At 58.0% G+C, this 16,475-nt stretch carries 17 protein-coding genes; 12 read left to right on the top strand and 5 right to left on the bottom strand.

From position 1 onward, the window contains the following. Positions 1 to 261 precede the first annotated feature (261 nt). On the top strand, positions 262 to 2,049 hold the full coding sequence (locus ACP90_RS12000; protein ID WP_077292633.1) for a tetratricopeptide repeat protein: 1,788 nt from the start codon (positions 262 to 264) through the stop codon (positions 2,047 to 2,049). 12 nt (positions 2,050 to 2,061) lie between these two features. After that, entirely contained in the window at positions 2,062 to 2,943 is an 882-nt protein-coding gene (locus ACP90_RS11995) for a 4-(cytidine 5'-diphospho)-2-C-methyl-D-erythritol kinase (protein ID WP_062488472.1), read from the top strand. A 91-nt stretch (positions 2,944 to 3,034) separates the two neighbouring features. Here ACP90_RS11995 and ACP90_RS11990 read toward each other — a convergent pair whose 3' ends face one another. After that, positions 3,035 to 3,970 carry a polyprenyl synthetase family protein gene (locus ACP90_RS11990; RefSeq protein ID WP_205838387.1) on the bottom strand — a complete coding sequence of 312 codons (936 nt, stop codon included), beginning with the start codon at positions 3,968 to 3,970 and terminating at the stop codon, positions 3,035 to 3,037. A gap of 255 nt (positions 3,971 to 4,225) precedes the next feature. Here ACP90_RS11990 and ACP90_RS11985 point away from each other — a divergent pair, with 255 nt between their 5' ends. Both ACP90_RS11985 and ACP90_RS11980 read left to right on the top strand, forming a co-directional pair. Then, positions 4,226 to 4,462 (top strand): DUF2007 domain-containing protein, encoded by a 237-nt coding sequence (locus tag ACP90_RS11985; RefSeq protein ID WP_055654874.1) that lies wholly within the window; start codon positions 4,226 to 4,228, stop codon positions 4,460 to 4,462. A 1-nt stretch (position 4,463) separates the two neighbouring features. Next, entirely contained in the window at positions 4,464 to 5,273 is an 810-nt protein-coding gene (locus ACP90_RS11980; protein WP_062488471.1) for a methyltransferase, read from the top strand. Positions 5,274 to 5,290: 17 nt separating this feature from the next. Here ACP90_RS11980 and ACP90_RS11975 read toward each other — a convergent pair whose 3' ends face one another. Both ACP90_RS11975 and ACP90_RS11970 read right to left on the bottom strand, forming a co-directional pair. Then, on the bottom strand, positions 5,291 to 5,563 hold the full coding sequence (locus ACP90_RS11975; RefSeq protein WP_031269297.1) for a Usg family protein: 273 nt from the start codon (positions 5,561 to 5,563) through the stop codon (positions 5,291 to 5,293). 147 nt (positions 5,564 to 5,710) lie between these two features. Then, positions 5,711 to 6,058: a cytochrome c gene (locus ACP90_RS11970; RefSeq protein WP_062488470.1), complete on the bottom strand. Its 348-nt coding sequence runs from the start codon at positions 6,056 to 6,058 to the stop codon at positions 5,711 to 5,713. Positions 6,059 to 6,221: 163 nt separating this feature from the next. Between ACP90_RS11970 and ACP90_RS11965 the strand changes: the two genes are divergently transcribed. The 3 genes from ACP90_RS11965 to ACP90_RS11955 all read left to right on the top strand — a co-directional run bounded on the left by ACP90_RS11965 (position 6,222) and on the right by ACP90_RS11955 (position 9,654). Further along, entirely contained in the window at positions 6,222 to 7,154 is a 933-nt protein-coding gene (locus ACP90_RS11965; protein ID WP_023001036.1) for a MoxR family ATPase, read from the top strand. Positions 7,155 to 7,204: 50 nt separating this feature from the next. Beyond that, entirely contained in the window at positions 7,205 to 8,419 is a 1,215-nt protein-coding gene (locus ACP90_RS11960) for a VWA domain-containing protein (protein ID WP_062488469.1), read from the top strand. Between the two features lie 359 nt (positions 8,420 to 8,778). Next, positions 8,779 to 9,654 carry a hypothetical protein gene (locus ACP90_RS11955; protein ID WP_062488468.1) on the top strand — a complete coding sequence of 292 codons (876 nt, stop codon included), beginning with the start codon at positions 8,779 to 8,781 and terminating at the stop codon, positions 9,652 to 9,654. 51 nt (positions 9,655 to 9,705) lie between these two features. On the opposite strand, the gene ACP90_RS11950 is transcribed toward ACP90_RS11955, so the two are convergent. Beyond that, positions 9,706 to 10,185, bottom strand: coding sequence for a L,D-transpeptidase (locus tag ACP90_RS11950; RefSeq protein ID WP_286145763.1), 480 nt, complete (start codon positions 10,183 to 10,185; stop codon positions 9,706 to 9,708). 351 nt (positions 10,186 to 10,536) lie between these two features. Between ACP90_RS11950 and ACP90_RS11945 the strand changes: the two genes are divergently transcribed. Next, positions 10,537 to 11,151, top strand: a complete 615-nt coding sequence (locus tag ACP90_RS11945) for a YceI family protein (protein ID WP_023001032.1) — start codon at positions 10,537 to 10,539, stop codon at positions 11,149 to 11,151. Positions 11,152 to 11,228: 77 nt separating this feature from the next. Here ACP90_RS11945 and ACP90_RS11940 read toward each other — a convergent pair whose 3' ends face one another. After that, positions 11,229 to 12,332, bottom strand: coding sequence for a branched-chain amino acid ABC transporter substrate-binding protein (locus tag ACP90_RS11940; protein WP_062488467.1), 1,104 nt, complete (start codon positions 12,330 to 12,332; stop codon positions 11,229 to 11,231). 323 nt (positions 12,333 to 12,655) lie between these two features. On the opposite strand from ACP90_RS11940, the gene ACP90_RS11935 reads away from it, so the two are divergent. The 4 genes from ACP90_RS11935 (at position 12,656) to ACP90_RS11920 (ending at position 16,405) form a co-directional block, all read left to right on the top strand. Then, positions 12,656 to 13,183, top strand: coding sequence for a flavin reductase (locus tag ACP90_RS11935; protein WP_023001030.1), 528 nt, complete (start codon positions 12,656 to 12,658; stop codon positions 13,181 to 13,183). Between the two features lie 48 nt (positions 13,184 to 13,231). Beyond that, positions 13,232 to 14,242 (top strand): P1 family peptidase, encoded by a 1,011-nt coding sequence (locus tag ACP90_RS11930; RefSeq protein ID WP_189640135.1) that lies wholly within the window; start codon positions 13,232 to 13,234, stop codon positions 14,240 to 14,242. Between the two features lie 68 nt (positions 14,243 to 14,310). Next, entirely contained in the window at positions 14,311 to 14,829 is a 519-nt protein-coding gene (locus tag ACP90_RS11925; RefSeq protein WP_062488466.1) for a DUF3833 family protein, read from the top strand. 88 nt (positions 14,830 to 14,917) lie between these two features. Continuing rightward, positions 14,918 to 16,405, top strand: a complete 1,488-nt coding sequence (locus ACP90_RS11920) for a transporter substrate-binding domain-containing protein (RefSeq protein ID WP_062491555.1) — start codon at positions 14,918 to 14,920, stop codon at positions 16,403 to 16,405. The last annotated feature ends 70 nt before the right edge of the window (positions 16,406 to 16,475 follow it).

Here is a 16,475-nt window from a genome sequence, read left to right as displayed (position 1 = left end):
CGGCAGCAATCGGGCCGCACCGGCACCAGATCTTTTTGCACCGCACATTCCTGCTACGGCAACTGCTTGTCTTCAAGCCCTTTTTCAGCGAAACCGGTTATGATTGGTCGTAAGTCTTAGCATTTCCGACGTTGAGCAAAATCAAAAGGATTTAAACCCGCAGAAAGTTATCCCGGGCGCCTTGCCGGTCAGCCTTAAAGACGCCATTGTCAAAGGTAATAAGCAGTAAACCCACCAGATTCAGGGACAGAAGTGCGAACAATGATGACAAATCCGACCGGTGCCGTTTCGACCAGGGATCGCAGCCCTCTCCGCCGGAAACTGCTTGCGCTGGTCAGCGTGCTCGCCCTTCTTCCCGCTACCGCACTTGCCGAAACGAGCACCGAACCGGAAACACTTGGCACACCGTCCGATCTGCCGTTCACGCTGTCCGGCAGCTACCTTTCCGGCCGCCTCGCCGGTTTCCAGAAAGACTACGCCCAGGCAGCGGCGTTTTACGAAGAAACCCTGGCCGCCGACCCGAGCAATACGATGCTGCTCGAACGCACCTTCCTCCTGAAGTTGGCCAATGGCGATGTCGAACAGGCCGTTGTCTACTCCAAGGAGCTGGAAAGCGCCGGTCTGCAGAATTTCCTCGCACAGCTGACGCTCGGTGCTCAGGAGATGCTGGACGGCCGCTATGAAAAGGCCAACGAAGAACTTGAGCGGGGCCGGAACGGCCCGCTCGCGCAGCTTTCCATTGGCATCTCCCGCGCCTGGACGCTTTATGGCAGCGGCAAGATCGACGAAGCCGTCGCGATGATTGACGGACTTGAGGGACCAGACTGGTTCGAAGTGTTCAAGTCCACCCACAAGGCACATCTTCTGTTTGCCGCCGGGCGTAACCAGGAAGCACTGGAAGCCGCCGAGAGCGCCTATGCCATCGACCAGGGTGCCCTGCGCGTCGTGGACGCCTACACCCGCCTTCTGGCCGCCAACGGACGCCAGAAGGAAGCACTTGATGCGCTCGATCAATACGATGCGCAATTCCGCGGTCACCCCAAGCTTGACCAGACCCGAGAGGCTATCAGCAGCGGTGAGATCATTCCGCCGCTCGTTACTGATCCGGCAGCCGGCATGGCGGAAATCCTCTATGGCCTTGGTGCCGTAATCGGCCGCGATGGCGGTGAAGAGCTTTCGACCTCCTATCTGCAGCTTGCGCTCTACCTCGATCCGAAGGCCGAATTTGCAGCCATTGCACTCGGCAGTGTCTTTGAGCGGATGGAGCAGCCGGAACGGGCCATCGAAGCCCTGATGATGGTGCCCGATGACAGCGTGCTGAAGCGCGAAGCCGAAATCCAGGTTGGCATGAACTACAATGCCCTGGAGATGGTGGATGAAGCCCGCAGCCATCTGGAAGAGCTTATCAAACAGGATCCCTCGGATCTTGAAGCCGTGATCGCACTTGGCAACATCCTGCGTGCACACGAAATCTACGAGGACGCCGAGGCAACCTACACCAAGGGCATCGACACCATTTCCGAACTGCAAAGTCAGCATTGGCTGATGCTTTATTTCCGCGGTATCGCCCGGGAAAGACTGGGAAAATGGGAACTTGCCGAAGCCGACTTCCGCAAGGCGCTTGAACTTAACGAGGATCAGCCACTCGTGCTCAACTATCTCGGCTATTCCCTGGTCGACCAGGGCCTGAAGCTGGATGAAGCCCTGGGCATGATCAAGAAAGCCGTCGAACTGCGGCCAACAGACGGATACATCGTCGACAGCCTTGGCTGGGTTTATTTCCGTCTTGGCCGCTACGAAGAAGCGGTGAAGGAACTCGAGCGAGCTATCGAGCTTCGCCCGGCGGATCCGGTCATTAATGATCACCTGGGCGATGCCTACTGGATGGTCGGTCGTCGCAACGAGGCAAGGTTCCAGTGGAACCACGCCCGCGACCTGGGACCGGACGCAGAGGAATTGCCGAAAATTCTGGAAAAGATTGCCGAAGGCCTGAAGGAGGTTCCGGGAACGGATGCCGCCAAAGCCGAGACCGGCAAAAACGGCGGCTAACCGGACACACCCATGGCCCTCGCCTCAAAGTCTTCCCCCCGGGTGGAGCTGGCCCGGGCCAAGGTGAATCTGGCACTGCATATTACAGGTCGGCAGCCGGACGGATATCATCTGCTGGATTCGCTCGTGGTCTTCCCCCAGATCGGCGACAGGCTGGCGATAGAAGCTGCCGGTGAGCTCGACCTGCAAGTCGAAGGCCCGTTTGCGCGAGACCTGACGGGCCCGGTCGACGACAACCTCATCCTGAAGGCCGTGCGTAGCTTCGCCGAAAAGGCCGGTATTGATGTTCCACAGGTTCGTCTGACACTCACCAAACGCCTGCCTGTCGCTTCCGGCATCGGCGGCGGCTCCAGCGATGCAGCAACCACCTTGCGCCTCCTGGAAGACTTCACCGGTATCTATCTTGCCGAGGAAGATCTGCATGCGCTGGCGCTGACGCTTGGGGCGGATGTGCCGGTTTGCCTGTTTCCGGAACCCCAGATCATGCGCGGCATCGGCGGCGACCTGAGTGCCGGTCCGGACCTTCCGCCTTGCGGTATCGTGCTTGTAAACCCGAGGGTCGGCGTATCCACTCCTGAAGTCTTCAAATCCATGGAACAGCGGGACAACGCTCCCATGGATCTCATGCCGGAAAAGTTTGAAACGCTGGCCTCGCTGGTCGCCTATCTGGCAAGCTGCCGCAACGATCTGCAGGACCCGGCCAAGGGTCTGTGTCCTGAAGTCGGTCAGGTTCTGTCCGAGCTGGAATCCGATACCCGCATCGACCTTGCAAGGATGTCCGGCTCCGGTGCGACCTGCTTCGGCCTGTGTGAGTTGAATGCCGCCATGGACGTCGAGCGTGCATTGCGCAGCAGCCATCCCGACTGGTGGATCGCCTCCGGGCCGCTCTCCTGACAAAACGCAGAGTTGGCTTTTTTAAAAAAAAGCCGCCATTTCAAAAATGGCGGCGTTTCAATTTCATCAGAAAAACAAAGACTTGTAAGCGTTAGCTCACACGCGAGATGCAGAAGGCAACAGCATCACCAAGCGCATCGCTGTGCGCACCGGACGGCAACGTGTCCAGGGCAGCAAGAGCCTTGTTGCCGTAGTCCTTCGCCCGCTCGACCGTTTCAGACAAGGCGTCGTATTTCTTCAAAAGCTCGATGGCCTGTTCCAGATCACCATCCTGGATTTCCTCGCCTTCCAGACAACGTCGCCAGAAGTCGCGGTCTGCATCAGTGCCACGGGCAACGGCCAATACCACCGGCAGTGTGATCTTGCCTTCGCGGAAATCGTCGCCGACATCCTTGCCGAGATCTGCGGAAGAGCCACCATAGTCGAGCGCGTCGTCTACTAGCTGGAACGCATAGCCGAGTTCCATACCGTAGGTCCGCGCGGCCCGCTTCATTTCGACTGACTGCCCGGCAATCACGGGGCCGACTTCGGCGGCAGCGGCAAACAGAGCGGCGGTCTTGGCCTCGATCACCCGCAGATAGTCTGCTTCGGTCGTGGCGATGTTCTTTGCAGCGCCAAGCTGCAGCACTTCGCCTTCGGCAATGACTGCGGATGCCGTGGAGAGGATGCGCAGCGCTTCCAGCGAACCGACATCGACCATCATCTTGAAGGCCTGTCCGAGCAGATAGTCGCCGACAAGAACACTTGCCTGGTTTCCCCAGAGCTTGCGCGCTGCAAGCTTGCCCCGACGCATGTCGCTTTCGTCCACGACATCGTCATGCAACAGCGTGGCGGTATGCATGAACTCCACGCTGGCCGCCAGCGTGACATGACCATCGCCCTGGTAGCCGAACATCTCGGCACAGGCCAGCGTCAGCATCGGCCGGAGCCGCTTGCCGCCTGAGGAAATCAGGTGTTTGGCGATTTCCGGGATCAATTCAACATTCGATCCTGCCTTCGACAGGATCAGATCGTTGACCTCGCCCATGCCGCCGGACACCAGATCAACGAGCGACTGAATGCTCGGACGGCGCGGCTGATCGTCTGTATAAGTTGCAACAACGGCCACTAATGGCACTCCCTGAATATTTGTGCGGACAATATGTTGCGAACGCCTTCGGGGCAAGCCGCCAATCCATTGACAAACTGTTGAAATGCCGCAATCAGCTGGTTTTGCTGTAAACGGGTCGGATGAGGCTTTCTGTTCGACCGCAGGACATGGACCGCTAACGCCGGGAATCTTATGGAAGAACTAGTCAGAACAAACGATCCCGTCCTGATTTCCTTTCTGGAATCGATTCTTGAAGATGCCGGCATCAAACATTTTGTCGCAGACGGCAATATGAGCATTCTGGAAGGTTCGCTGGCCATGATACCGCGCCGCATACTTGTCGATTCAGACCAGATCCAGATGGCGCGCAAGCTGGTGCGAGACGCCGGTCTGGAACATGAACTGCGCCCGGAAAGCGGCCGGGCCTGACATGACTTCGCCGACGGACAGCACCGAATGCACATCTCAGGAAACAACCCATGACGCTTTTCTGGGCGGCAAGGTCTATGTGCATCAGCCCAAGCGTGGCCGGCACAGGGCTGGCCTTGACGCGGTTTATCTTGCGGCGGCCCTGCCGGATGGTACCCGGGGACATGTCATCGACCTTGGCGCAGGTGTCGGCACCGCCGGGTTTTGTGCCGCGGCGCGCTTGCCGGATATTCGGGTAACGCTGGTTGATATAGACGAGACCGTGCTCGCCCTCGCCCGTCGCGGCCTTGAAGACCCCGCCAATGGCGCGTTTTCCAGCCGTGTCTCCCTTCTGGAAGCTGATATTACGGCCAAGGGAAGTGCGCGCCACGCAGCCGGTCTTACCCCCGCATTGGCGGACCATGCCATCATGAACCCGCCCTACTATGAGGCGGACCGCTTCCGGGCATCGCCCAACAGTGCTCGTGCCGGCGCGCATATGCTCGATGACCGGGGACTGGAGCCATGGGCGAAAACAGCAACGGATATTGTCAAGGAAGGCGGCAGCCTGACCGTCATCTTTCGGGCAGACGGTCTGCAGGAACTGTTGAGCGTTCTCAAGGGCCGGTTCGGCGCAATTGAAGTCATTCCGCTTCGTCCGAGACCGGAAGCGGCAGCAACACGTGTTCTGCTGCGCGCCATTCGCGCCAGCAAGGCCCCCTTGCGGCTGATGCCGGGGTTCGTATTGCATGAGGGGGACGGATCCGAATTCACCCCTCAGTCAAAAGCCGTCATGCGTGATGGCGAAGGACTTGGCCTCAGCGCGCGCTGATTCCTGTCCCGCCTATCTCAGTGCACCACGATTTCTCCGTCCGCGTAGCGGAAATCAACCGGCGAGATCAGGGTCTGATGCGCAACGCGAACGGAATGGATGCGACCTTCTATCTCCCGTTCCCAGAACACGAGAAACCTGGTCAATTCGGGAAATTTCGGCGCCAGGTCTTCCGTTTGCCACAGGAAACTCTGCAGCAACTTCGGATGATCAGGCAGACGGTAGAGGATTTCCGCCGTCATCAGTCCATAGCCGAGAAGGCGTTTTTCAAAGTCAGAGCTGGTTTTCATGCCAATCCTTTCTTCTGTGCAAAGAAAGATTGTCACGGAAATCTGGTTAACCAAACCCGACTTTTGGATATTTACTGTTTAAAAACAGCAATTTAGCAGCACTCTACAGGCACTGCTAACAACAGGAGCCTTGGGCCGCAAAATGCATCATTTCACTTGGATGGTGGTCAGATACCCCAGAAAGGCGTCGATGTCATCCGGCTCCAGCGCAAATTCCGGCATGTTGTCATGTGCCGTCACGATGCCTTCCGCCAATGGCTCTTCCAGGCTTTCCAGCGGATACCGGCTGGAAAGATCACGAAAGGCGGGCGCACCGGCCTGTGCACTCTGGTCGTCACGGCCGACTGCATGGCAGGTAGCACAATGGATTTCCGCCAGCTCGCGGCCGGTCGCAACGCTCACCGGATCCGTCGGATAAGCTCCGTCAGAAGCCAGGGCAGACGATGCTCCAAACAGGATGACGGCGACACCAAAAAACGGTTTGCTGCGCGACACTCTACTTCCCTCCCTTGAATCAGTTTCGCTTTTATAGAAGGTTCGAAAACAGAAACCCATTAGGGGGAACACGGTGGCCACGAAAAATGTGCCTTCAACACCAATGTTCTCGACGCCAGTATCTCTATATAACCGGGATCACCACCCGTTCACCGGAGGAAACATGAACCAGTTGCCGGCTTCCATTGACGACACTCTCGCCCTGATGGATCAGGCGGGCTACGTGGCCGACCGGTCGCTTGCCACCGTTCTGCATCTGGCCCTGAAGATGAAACGCCCCCTGTTTCTGGAAGGCGAAGCCGGTGTCGGCAAGACAGAAATTGCCAAGGTCCTGTCGTCGACCCTCGGAAGAGACCTGATCCGCCTGCAATGCTATGAAGGCCTCGACGTCGCCTCCGCGGTCTATGAGTGGAACTACCCCGCTCAGATGGTCGAAATCCGTGTCGCGGAAGCAGCCGGCGATACTGACCACTCCGAGCTTTCCAAATCGATATTCGACGAACGCTTCCTGATCAAGCGCCCCGTGCTGCAGGCGCTCGAACCTTCGCTGGCAGGCGCGCCGGTGTTTTTGATCGACGAACTCGACCGGGCGGACGAAGCGTTCGAAGCCTTTCTTCTGGAAGTTCTGGCCGATAACCAGGTGACGATTCCCGAGCTCGGCACCGTGAAGGCAGCAGAGCCGCCCATCGTCATCATCACGACCAACCGCACGCGTGAAATTCACGATGCCCTGAAGCGCCGCTGTCTCTACCACTGGGTCGACTATCCCGATGCCGAGCGCGAGCTGGAGATTGTCCGCCGCAAGGTTCCCGGCGCCGCCCAGCGCCTTGCAAGCGAAGTGGTTGCTTTCGTGCAGAAGCTGCGCGCTGACGAGGATCTTTTCAAGCAACCCGGTGTCGCCGAAACGCTGGACTGGGCGACAGCTCTTTCCGAACTCAACGAAATGGCGCTCGATCCGGACATGGCATCCGACACACTTGGCGTTCTGTTGAAATACCAGGACGACATCGAACGCGTCCGCGGCTCCAAAGTGCGCCAGATGATCGACGACATCCGCAAGGACGCTCCGCACCAGCAATCCATGCCCGCGGTTTGAACAGGTGACAAGAACACAATGGGCCCGTCGCACTCATCCGGGAGGCTGCAATGACGCCCTCTCCTGAGTTGCGATCGCGGATCACGGACAACATCGTCTATTTCGCGCGAACGCTGCGCAAGGCGGGCGTTCCCGTCGGCCCCGCCTCCGTGGTGGATGCGGTTGCAGCCGTGGAAGTCTCCGGCATCGAAAACCGTGAGGACCTCTACTGGACACTGCATGCGGTCTTCGTGCGCAAACGTGAACAGAAGGTGCTGTTCGACGAGGCCTTCCGGATCTACTGGCAAAGCCGTGGATTGATCGAGAAGATGCTGGCGATCCTGTCGCCGGTCGCCCCGCCCAGAGGTGAGCCTGAAAAACCGAAGGCCGGCCAGACACGGGTCTCGCAGGCGTTTCAGGCAGCGCAAGAGCGGGTCGCAGAGGAAACCGTTCCCCAGATCGAAATCGATGCAAAGTTCACCGTCTCCGGCAAGGAATTGCTGCAGACCAAGGACTTCGCGCAGATGACGTCGGATGAAATTACCGAAGCCAAGCTGGCGCTCAGGGCCATGACAATGCCTTTGGACAAGATCAGACTTCGTCGCCTCAAGCCGGCGTCCAGAGGAAAAGTCGATCCACGCCGAACCTTGCGCGCCTCCATGCGGGCCGGTGGTGACATAATTGACCTGAAGTTCCGCAAACCGGCGGAAAAACGGCCGCCGCTTGTCGCCCTTTGCGATATCTCCGGAAGCATGAGCCAGTACTCCAGGCTTCTGCTGCATTTCCTGCATGGTCTGACCGTGGAACGGCGGGATGTACACACATTCCTGTTTGGCACCCGTTTGACGAACGTCACGAGGCAATTGCGCATGAAGGATCCTGACGAGGCCCTGGAAGCTTGCTCGTCAGGTGTCGAGGACTGGTCGGGTGGCACCCGCATCGCCTCTGCGCTGCATGATTTCAACCGGCATTGGTCTCGCCGTGTGCTGTCGGGACAGCCGACCGTACTGCTGATCACCGACGGCTTGGAGCGCGATACAGACGAGGATCTTGAGCGGGAAATGGACCGGCTGCACCGCTCTTGCCGTCGACTGATCTGGCTTAATCCCCTGCTGCGCTTCGAAGGCTTCGAAGCAAAGGCAAAGGGTATCCGCGCCATGCTGCCGAATGTGGACGAATTCCGAGCGGTTCATTCACTCGACGCGGTCGCCGATCTTGTCGCTGCGTTGTCAGGTTCAGGCGGTCGCGAAAGCAGTGCCAATCCGAAGCGTTGGCTGAAACCGTAAACTGGTAGCCCATTGCGCAGACGTGTCCAATTGACATTCAAAAGTCAGGATGACGGCGCCTGACTGGCCTGGTTTGATGCAGGTTGGAAGCAGGTGATTTTCTGCCTCAAAATGACGGCACTAACAAAGAGACCCTGCCAGCTTCGTGTTGGGGCACTAGAAGTTGACAGGGTCATTTGAGAGGTCGTTTGCAGGCCTCGGACCCACCATATATTCAATTTCATGAAACTAAATGCGACATGCTGCCTCTGCGGCAGGGTGTGCGCTGCCGCATGAACTTGGCCTCGAAACCGCGATTAAACTGCGCTACACTTTTGTGGTGTGAAACAACCGTTACTTCTTGAATTTGCTACCGCGTTATGACCAGGAACAATAATCAGGATCTCGACAAAACAGTCTACCATCAAGTGATTGGCTGTTCGCTTCTGCTCGTCATCCTGTTTGGTCTCGGACACAACGTCTATCTTTCTTCCGGCGATCCCTTTTCCGGCCCAAAACCGTCTACTCATCCAATCACAGCACTTGGTTTTCTCATTCTGGCCGGAGCTATCTTCTTTCGCCAGCAATGGGCGCACTCAGTCTGGCTCAGGGGTACCCTGTGCTGCCTGATGATCCTGCTCTCGGGCCTTCGTATTGCCGAGAGCCTGTTTCCGGATCAGATCACGCTATTTGCCGACAGCTGGCTGTCCCATTCGCTGGAATCGGTCAATATGTACGGCCGGTTCTCGATTGAAACGGCTCTGTTCCTGTTTTGCTGCTTCAGTTTCGAGCTTTCCCAGGAACGGCATACGGTCGTCAGGCTGCTTCTGGTGTCTGTTTGCCTGGCCGTATTGTCGTTCGGCTTTGCGGAAACAGTCTACGCATTCTTTCTGTGGGGGAACGAACTGTCGATGATCACGCAATTCGGCATGTGGCTGGTGTCGGTAGACCTCCTGATCCAGATGCGCAATCAGGCTCCTTTCCAGAGCGTGATGCAACCGGGCAGATCAAATTTCCACCGTCAGTTCACCGCGCTTGCTCTTTACCTGCTGCCCATGATCATCGGCACGGTCGTGCTTCATAAAATGCAGATTTCCCCCTCCGAGCAGGCCCCGTTCGAGCTGTTCTTCGCGGGAACAAGCTGCCTGCTACTGGGTGTCGTCCTGATGCTGGGAACCTATCTGGACCGGAAGAAACCCCCGGAAAATGCCTGGTCGGCACCGTCATCCGGACGCAATGGCAAGCGAGACAGGTAAGACTGATCTCCTCGCCAGTTACCGGCTAGCCAACGAATGCACTCGGCTGGTTCAAGGCAATGCCACCACAGGCGTTCGAACCGTTACCCTTTGAAACAGGTCCTCGATGTCGTGATTGGCCATCCGGATGCAGCCATAAGAAACCGCGCGCCCGATGGAGCCCGGCCGGTTGGTGCCGTGAATGGCGTAGTTACCGTTGGACAGCGTCATAGCGGCAACGCCCATCGGGTTGTTGGGCGCGCCACCGCGAATGACCGTCGGCAAATGCGGAAAGTCTCGACGGACTTCGTCCGACGGAGCCCAGTCGGGCTTCACGTATTTAGCCGTTATGAATGCCTGTCCGGTCCAGGATTTTTGCCGTTTGCCGACTGCAACCCTGTAGCGGATCGCCCTGTTGGCGCCGAGCACCAGATAAAGCCGTTTTTCGGAATTCTTTATCACGATAGTTCCGGCGCGAAAGCGGGCATCCGAGAAGCCCACCACTTCGGCGGCATCGGCAGACTTTGGCGGAACACTGATTGCAACAAACATCATCAAAGGAATGAAAACGCGGAACAAGGAGACCAGACGCATTACAAACTCCATGCAGTTGCGCCGAGATTACCTTGCCCCTTCCCTTGAAAGAACCGGGACAGGCCTATTTTCTTACCAAAAGGTTAATCAGCACTCCAACGTGAAGAGACAATTCGGCCAGCCAACTGGTATCTGGGGGTGAGCGAATACCAGTCGAACAATCGCATCTTTGCCTGTGACAGGCGTCACCGCGTCTGACGGAGCCTCATGAGATAGTGCGTCCATGGCTCGAAGAGAGAGCCTGAGTTTAAAACTTGCGGAACATGGCCGCACCAGTTGCATCGTTGATCTTGTTCAAGGACCTGTCGAATGACCCAAACATCTGCCACGACACGCGGCTTCAAACGCCCCTTTCGAAAAACCGTCGCAACCTTCGCCTGTCTTGTCGCACTCGCCGCGGCACCTTTGCCTTCATTCGCCGGATCTTTGACTGGCACCTACCTGCTGTCACCGGCTCAACTGGCCACCGGCTTTTCTGTCCGGGTCCTCGGACGCGGCCCTGTCACGGGTGAATTCAAGACCGTATCCGGCAAGATGACACTGGACCAAAACCGCCCGGAAAAGAGCCAGGTGGTCGTGAAGGTCGACCTGAGAAGTGTTCACACGAACAACGACAAGGTTACAGGTTTTCTGAAGAGTTCGGCCATGTTTGATGTCGCCAACCACCCGGTGGCCACATTCCAGAGCACCCGGGTTCATATTACCGGCCAGAACACGGCAGAAGTCGAGGGTGTCTTGAACCTTCGCGGAAAGCAGAAACGCACCAAGCTTTCGGTGAAGATTACCGACAGCAAGGCCAACGGTCAGGTCGGGTTCGAAGTGTCAGGCGGGTTTTTCCGCAGCCTCTACGGCATGGATGCCGGTTTGCCGATCTACGCCGACAAGGTCAATCTCGAGATCAGAGGCACCGGAAAACGTAGCTGACCTACACCATTTGCCTTGTATTCCTGAGAAGCACGCGTGCCTGCAAGGGCCGCGTGCTCTTGCATTATGGGGCAGATCTAGCGGGCTTCTGGCACACCATTGCGCCACTCATAGACAATGTAGTCCGGCAGATTGCTGTCACCGTTGCCATCGAAGGTTACATCTCCGAGCACCGTGTCGAAGGTTCCTTCCTGAAGAGCAGTCGCCACGCCTTGCAACGCCGTACCACCAGCGACCTCGACAGCCTGTGCCCAGGCCTGAATTGCGGCATAGGTCGTCAATGTGAAACGATCCGCGGAACCTCCCGCCGCTTCCAGATCAGCGACCAGTTCCTGCGCTTCGGGGCGATCCCGGGGGATCTCCGGATAGGTCAGCAAGGTTCCATTCCCCGCCTCACCTGTTACGGACCAATAGTCTTCCGTCATCAGTGCATCACCGGCCACCAGCACCGCGCCCAACCGCTGACGGTCCATCTCCAGCTTTATCAGCCCCGCTTCCGGGTGATAACCGCCCAGGTAAACAACATCGACAGCCTGAAGCTTCAGTTGCGACACGAGGCTGCGGAAATCGTCACCGCCTGCGTCAAACCCCAACGCCATGCTCTCGCTGGTTCCCAGCTCGTTCACGACCGCCTTGACCGCGTCGGCAAGACCTTTGCCGTAGGCTGTCTTGTCATGCAGAATTGCAATTCGTTTGTCGCCGAATTCATTCACCAGCAACTTGCCGGCCACGTCCGCCTGCCGGTCATCCCTCGGGGCAAGACGGAAGATGCCTTCGCCTTGCCGCTCGTCAGTGAATTTCGGCAGGGTCGTTGCCGGTGACATCTGAACGATCCCCGCTCCGGCATAGACTTCAGCGGCTGCAATAGAGCTGCTGAAACAAAGATGGCCGGCAACAAAGACAACGTCTCTGCCGATCAACTGGTTGGCCACGGCCACAGCCTGGTCCGCATCACAACCATCGTCGACGGTTTCCAGCACCAGTGTCTCGCCATTGACCCCGCCGGCCGCATTGAGGTCGGCAACCGCCTTTTCCGCGCCCATACGCATTTCTTCACCGAAAGCAGCAAACTGCCCTTTCATCGGCCCGGCAACAGCGATCCGGATGTCGGCGACAGCAGGTGTCGCAACAACGCTGTAAGCCAGGAGGCCAGCACTGGCCAGAAACTGCTGAAAAGTCATTCGTCTCCCCAAGATCCGGTGATCGCCCCCTACCCCTAGCGCGGCCCGGTCCCCAGCTCAATCCGCACTTGTGGCTTAGGTGGCAAATGCGGAACACCTGCCCCATATGAATTCATGAGCTTTCCGGCCCACGACTTCGGTTGGATGGTTTTACGAGGCCTTCCGACGCGCGTTCATAAGGTGTTGACCTTGAAATATCAGAAAAACCCGTCTGCCCCATGTCGAGCACAGCATGGTCTAGGCATCCTTTCCGTGGCCGCCTAAACTCCCGTCCGCGTCCGACAGACGAATGATTCCCGCTGAGCCGCCCAGGAGCCGACTTGATGTCCCCAACCTCTTCAGAATCCGAAGACCAGGACAGGCTTCCCCTGGAGACCGCCATTTTTCGGGAAGCCATGAGCCGGATTGCTGCAGCCGTCCACGTGGTGACCACTGACGGCCCCGGCGGCCGAATGGGGGCAACCGTTTCGGCTGCCTGCTCAGTCAGTGACGAGCCCGCCAGCATTCTGATCTGCCTGAACAGGAAAACACGCATCCATGGCGCGGTTCTCGAAAACCGCTGCTTCTGCCTCAACACGCTCAGCGACGATCACGAAGAAATTTCCGACACCTTTGCCGGGCGAGACAAGCTGGACATGCCACAACGGTTCGAGAAAGGCGACTGGACAAGTCTGGCCACTGGCTGCCCCGCCCTCGACAGCGCGCGTCTCAGCGTCGATTGCGAAGTCTATTCAGTCACCGAAATGGGGACGCATTCGATCATCGTCGGCACCGTGACCGACCTTCGGATGACCGATCCCGGCAAATCCCTTCTCTATGTCCGCCGCGGCTACAAAAGCCTCGACACCTGACACGCAGCCGATCACACTCCTTATCGTCCACCTTCAATCGAGGACCGTCTGCCCATGGCCGGTTTACGCAACCTGATCACCGATGTCCCGGGCCTCAAGGTCGGCAATGCTTCCGATCTTGAACTGAAATCCGGGGCGACCGTGCTCGTACCGGACGAACCCGCGGTCACCTCGGTGGCCATTCACGGCGGTGCACCTGGCACCCGTGAAATCGCGCTCTTGGAGCCGGAGCAGACCGTCGAGAAGATCGACGCCATCGTGCTGGCTGGTGGGTCCGCCTTTGGTCTGGATGCCGGTGCAGGTGTCCAGGGACGCCTTGCCGAACTGGGTTATGGATTCCAGGTCGGCCCAGTCCGCGTTCCGATCGTACCCACCGCCATCCTGTTCGACCTCCTGAACGGCGGCGACAAGAGCTGGGGACAGGCAGCGCCTTACCGGGATCTCGGCCGGTCTGCACTTGATGCAATCGGCCATGATTTTTCCCTCGGTTCCATCGGTGCCGGCACCGGTGCCACCACCGCAAATCTGAAAGGCGGCCTCGGGTCTGCCTCCCATGTACTGGAAAACGGCATCACGGTCGGCGCCATTGTCGCGGTGAACGCGCTTGGGCGAGCAACTGTGGGGGACAGCGCGCACTTCTGGGCGGCGCCGTTTGAAATCGGCGATGAGTTCGGTGGCCTGGGGATGGCGCATCCGCTGCCGCCGGACAGCATTACGGTCCGCACCAAACTTGACGGCCTCAAGGCCGGTGCCAACACCACGATCGCAGCTGTTGCGACCGATGCCATCCTGACCAAGGGCGAAGCGAAACGCCTCGCGGTCATGGCGCACGACGGTTTGGCGCGGGCTCTCTGGCCCGCCCACACACCGCTTGATGGCGATCTCGTCTTCGCCCTCTCCACGGGCCAACGCCGAATGGAAAACGGACTGGAAGACATGGTTCAGCTCGGTGCGGCAGCCGCTTCGTGCCTGGCACGTGCCATCGCCCGCGGCGTCTATAATGCGTCCCCGGCAACCGACGATCCGGTCCCAACGTGGCGAGAGCGGTTCGGAAGCTAGTCACCAGATCCGACGCGCGCCGACCTGCGTAAACTGGGCAGATTTTCCTGAAGGAGGTTCTGCCCACCATGACCCGCGTTCACCGTTTTCTGCTTCTCGCCATGTTCGCCATAGGTGTCGCTGCTTCTGTTCCGGCCGACGCCAAATCCCTGGTACTGGAAGAATTCTTCCGCGGAAAAACAGTGGGCAAGGGCGTTTTTGAAAGCAAGATCGCCGGTGTCTACCGACCATTCACCGTCACGCTGACAGGAACCTGGAACAGCAAGACCTTTACGCTCCGGCTTCGCGAGGACTTCGTCTACGAAGACGGTGAACGTGATTCCAAGACCTGGTTCTTCCAGAAGGTTGCCGAAGACCGATACATCGGCCAGAGAGCCGACGTGCTGGGTCCGGCAAACGTTCGTACAGATGAAAATGGAGACCTTCGTTTCTCCTACGTCGCGAGCCTTGAGACTGAGAACGGGCCATTGCTGCTTCGTTTTGACGACACGCTGACACAGGTCGACAGAAACACGGTCAGGAACACAGCCAAGGTCATGAAAGCCGGGATTACGGTCGGTACGGTTTCGCTGACATTTAAAAGGTAAAGCTTCCAGGGCTCAGGTACGACTTGGCGCTTGATCGGGAGTGATTTCAAGCCTTTACTCTGCGGATGAAATTGTCCGTGGGGGCTTCATGATACCGATCCGGCACTTCCTGCCACATCTCCTGAACCTGATGTTTTCAATGGCTCTTGTGGTAGCGAGCCTCGCAAGCCAGTCAACCTTGGCAAGCGCGATGGGTACGGGCCTTGCCGAAACGCTTGAGAACAAACTGCTTGAACCGTTCGACGGCGACTTCGACGCCTTGCTCAAGCGTGGCTACATTCGGGTCCTGATCCCGTTTTCAAAGACCGGTTACTTCATCGACAAGGGCGTTCAGCGCGGCAGCTCGGTTGATCTCATGACCGAGCTCGACAAATACCTGGACAAGATCCACGAGAAGAAGGCGAAGGATGCAAAGCTCGTACTTGTTCCGACCCCGAGAGATCACTTGTTTTCAGATCTTGCCGCGGGCAAGGGCGACATCGCGATCGGCAATCTGACCATTACCCGCGAACGGGAAGACCTGGTCGCCTTTTCCTCCCCTTTGCTGAAGGATGTGCACGAAGTACCGGTCACCGCCGCAGGGGTTGCCGACCTTCCCTCACCTGAAGCCTTGTCAGGTCAGACCATTCACGTCCGCGCTTCATCTTCCTATTATCAGAGCCTCAAGGCACTTAACGACAGGCTCGGCCAAAAAGGCGCCAAGCCGGTCGACATTGTGACCGCTGACGAGCACATGGAAGACGAGGATCTTCTGGAAATGGTGGCAGCCGGCGCCATTTCCATGGTGATCGTGGACCAGCACAAGGCCGAGCTCTGGCTGGAAGTTCTGGACGGCCTGAAGATGCATCCCTCGGCAGCCGTGCGCACGGATGGAGAGATTGCCATAGCCGTTCGCAACAATGCGCCGGACCTTCTGAAGGAAGTCGATGCCTTCGCCGCCACCGTGACAAAAGGCACCCTGCTCGGCAACATCATCCTGAAGCGATATCTGAAAGAGGCCGACTACCTCCGGGACATGCGCAGCGCGGACTACAAGAACGACCTCGCCAGTCTCCAAACCATTTTTCAGAAATACGGCGACGAGTATGAGATCGACTGGCTGTTGATCGCCGCGCAAAGCTTTCAGGAATCACGTTTCGACCAGAAAGCGCACAGCCGCGCGGGCGCCGTTGGTCTGATGCAGATCAAGCCGGCTACGGCCAAGGGCGACCCGATCAACATCAGCGGCATTGATGCAGATCCGGACAAGAACGTTCAGGCAGGCGTCAAATATCTTCGGTACCTTGCCAACCAGTATTTTGCCGGTCTTCAGACACGGGATGCCAACCAGACCTTCTTTGCGCTTGCGGCCTACAACGCCGGCCCCAGCCGGTTTGCCAAACTACGCGAAAAAGCCAAGCAACAGGGTTTTGACCCGGACAAGTGGTTTGACAACGTCGAGTGGATCGTGGCTTCCGAAATCGGCCGGGAACCTGTCGATTACGTCGGCAACATCTACCAGTATTACGTCGTTTTCTTCAACGAACAGCAGCGTCGGCAAACGGAAGCCGCCGAAAAGGCGGCAGCCGGAAACTAGGATCTTTCGCGAGCCACATGAGGACGTTCAACGAAGACCGTTTGAACGTCCACCATGACCGATGCAAAAC

It is taken from the genome of Labrenzia sp. CP4 (assembly GCF_001579905.1).
Taxonomy (GTDB): Bacteria; Pseudomonadota; Alphaproteobacteria; order Rhizobiales; family Stappiaceae; genus Roseibium; species Roseibium algicola.
Note: the sequence above shows the minus strand (reverse complement) of the source record. Positions and strands in the feature narration are given on the sequence as shown.

Bases quoted from the DNA above. Each gene is read 5' to 3' on its own strand.
- ACP90_RS11980 (WP_062488471.1), top strand. From the start codon at position 4,464: ATGACTTCGCCGACGGACAGCACCGAATGCACATCTCAGGAAACAACC.
- ACP90_RS11990 (WP_205838387.1), bottom strand. From the start codon at position 3,970: ATGGGCGAGGTCAACGATCTGATCCTGTCGAAGGCAGGATCGAATGTT.
- ACP90_RS11995 (WP_062488472.1), top strand. From the start codon at position 2,062: ATGGCCCTCGCCTCAAAGTCTTCCCCCCGGGTGGAGCTGGCCCGGGCC.
- ACP90_RS11975 (WP_031269297.1), bottom strand. From the start codon at position 5,563: ATGAAAACCAGCTCTGACTTTGAAAAACGCCTTCTCGGCTATGGACTG.
- ACP90_RS11950 (WP_286145763.1), bottom strand. From the start codon at position 10,185: ATGTTTGTTGCAATCAGTGTTCCGCCAAAGTCTGCCGATGCCGCCGAA.
- ACP90_RS11925 (WP_062488466.1), top strand. From the start codon at position 14,311: ATGACCCGCGTTCACCGTTTTCTGCTTCTCGCCATGTTCGCCATAGGT.
- ACP90_RS11960 (WP_062488469.1), top strand. From the start codon at position 7,205: ATGACGCCCTCTCCTGAGTTGCGATCGCGGATCACGGACAACATCGTC.
- ACP90_RS11955 (WP_062488468.1), top strand. From the start codon at position 8,779: ATGACCAGGAACAATAATCAGGATCTCGACAAAACAGTCTACCATCAA.
- ACP90_RS11965 (WP_023001036.1), top strand. From the start codon at position 6,222: ATGAACCAGTTGCCGGCTTCCATTGACGACACTCTCGCCCTGATGGAT.
- ACP90_RS11945 (WP_023001032.1), top strand. From the start codon at position 10,537: ATGACCCAAACATCTGCCACGACACGCGGCTTCAAACGCCCCTTTCGA.
- ACP90_RS11920 (WP_062491555.1), top strand. From the start codon at position 14,918: ATGATACCGATCCGGCACTTCCTGCCACATCTCCTGAACCTGATGTTT.
- ACP90_RS11985 (WP_055654874.1), top strand. From the start codon at position 4,226: ATGGAAGAACTAGTCAGAACAAACGATCCCGTCCTGATTTCCTTTCTG.
- ACP90_RS11940 (WP_062488467.1), bottom strand. From the start codon at position 12,332: ATGACTTTTCAGCAGTTTCTGGCCAGTGCTGGCCTCCTGGCTTACAGC.
- ACP90_RS11935 (WP_023001030.1), top strand. From the start codon at position 12,656: ATGTCCCCAACCTCTTCAGAATCCGAAGACCAGGACAGGCTTCCCCTG.
- ACP90_RS12000 (WP_077292633.1), top strand. From the start codon at position 262: ATGATGACAAATCCGACCGGTGCCGTTTCGACCAGGGATCGCAGCCCT.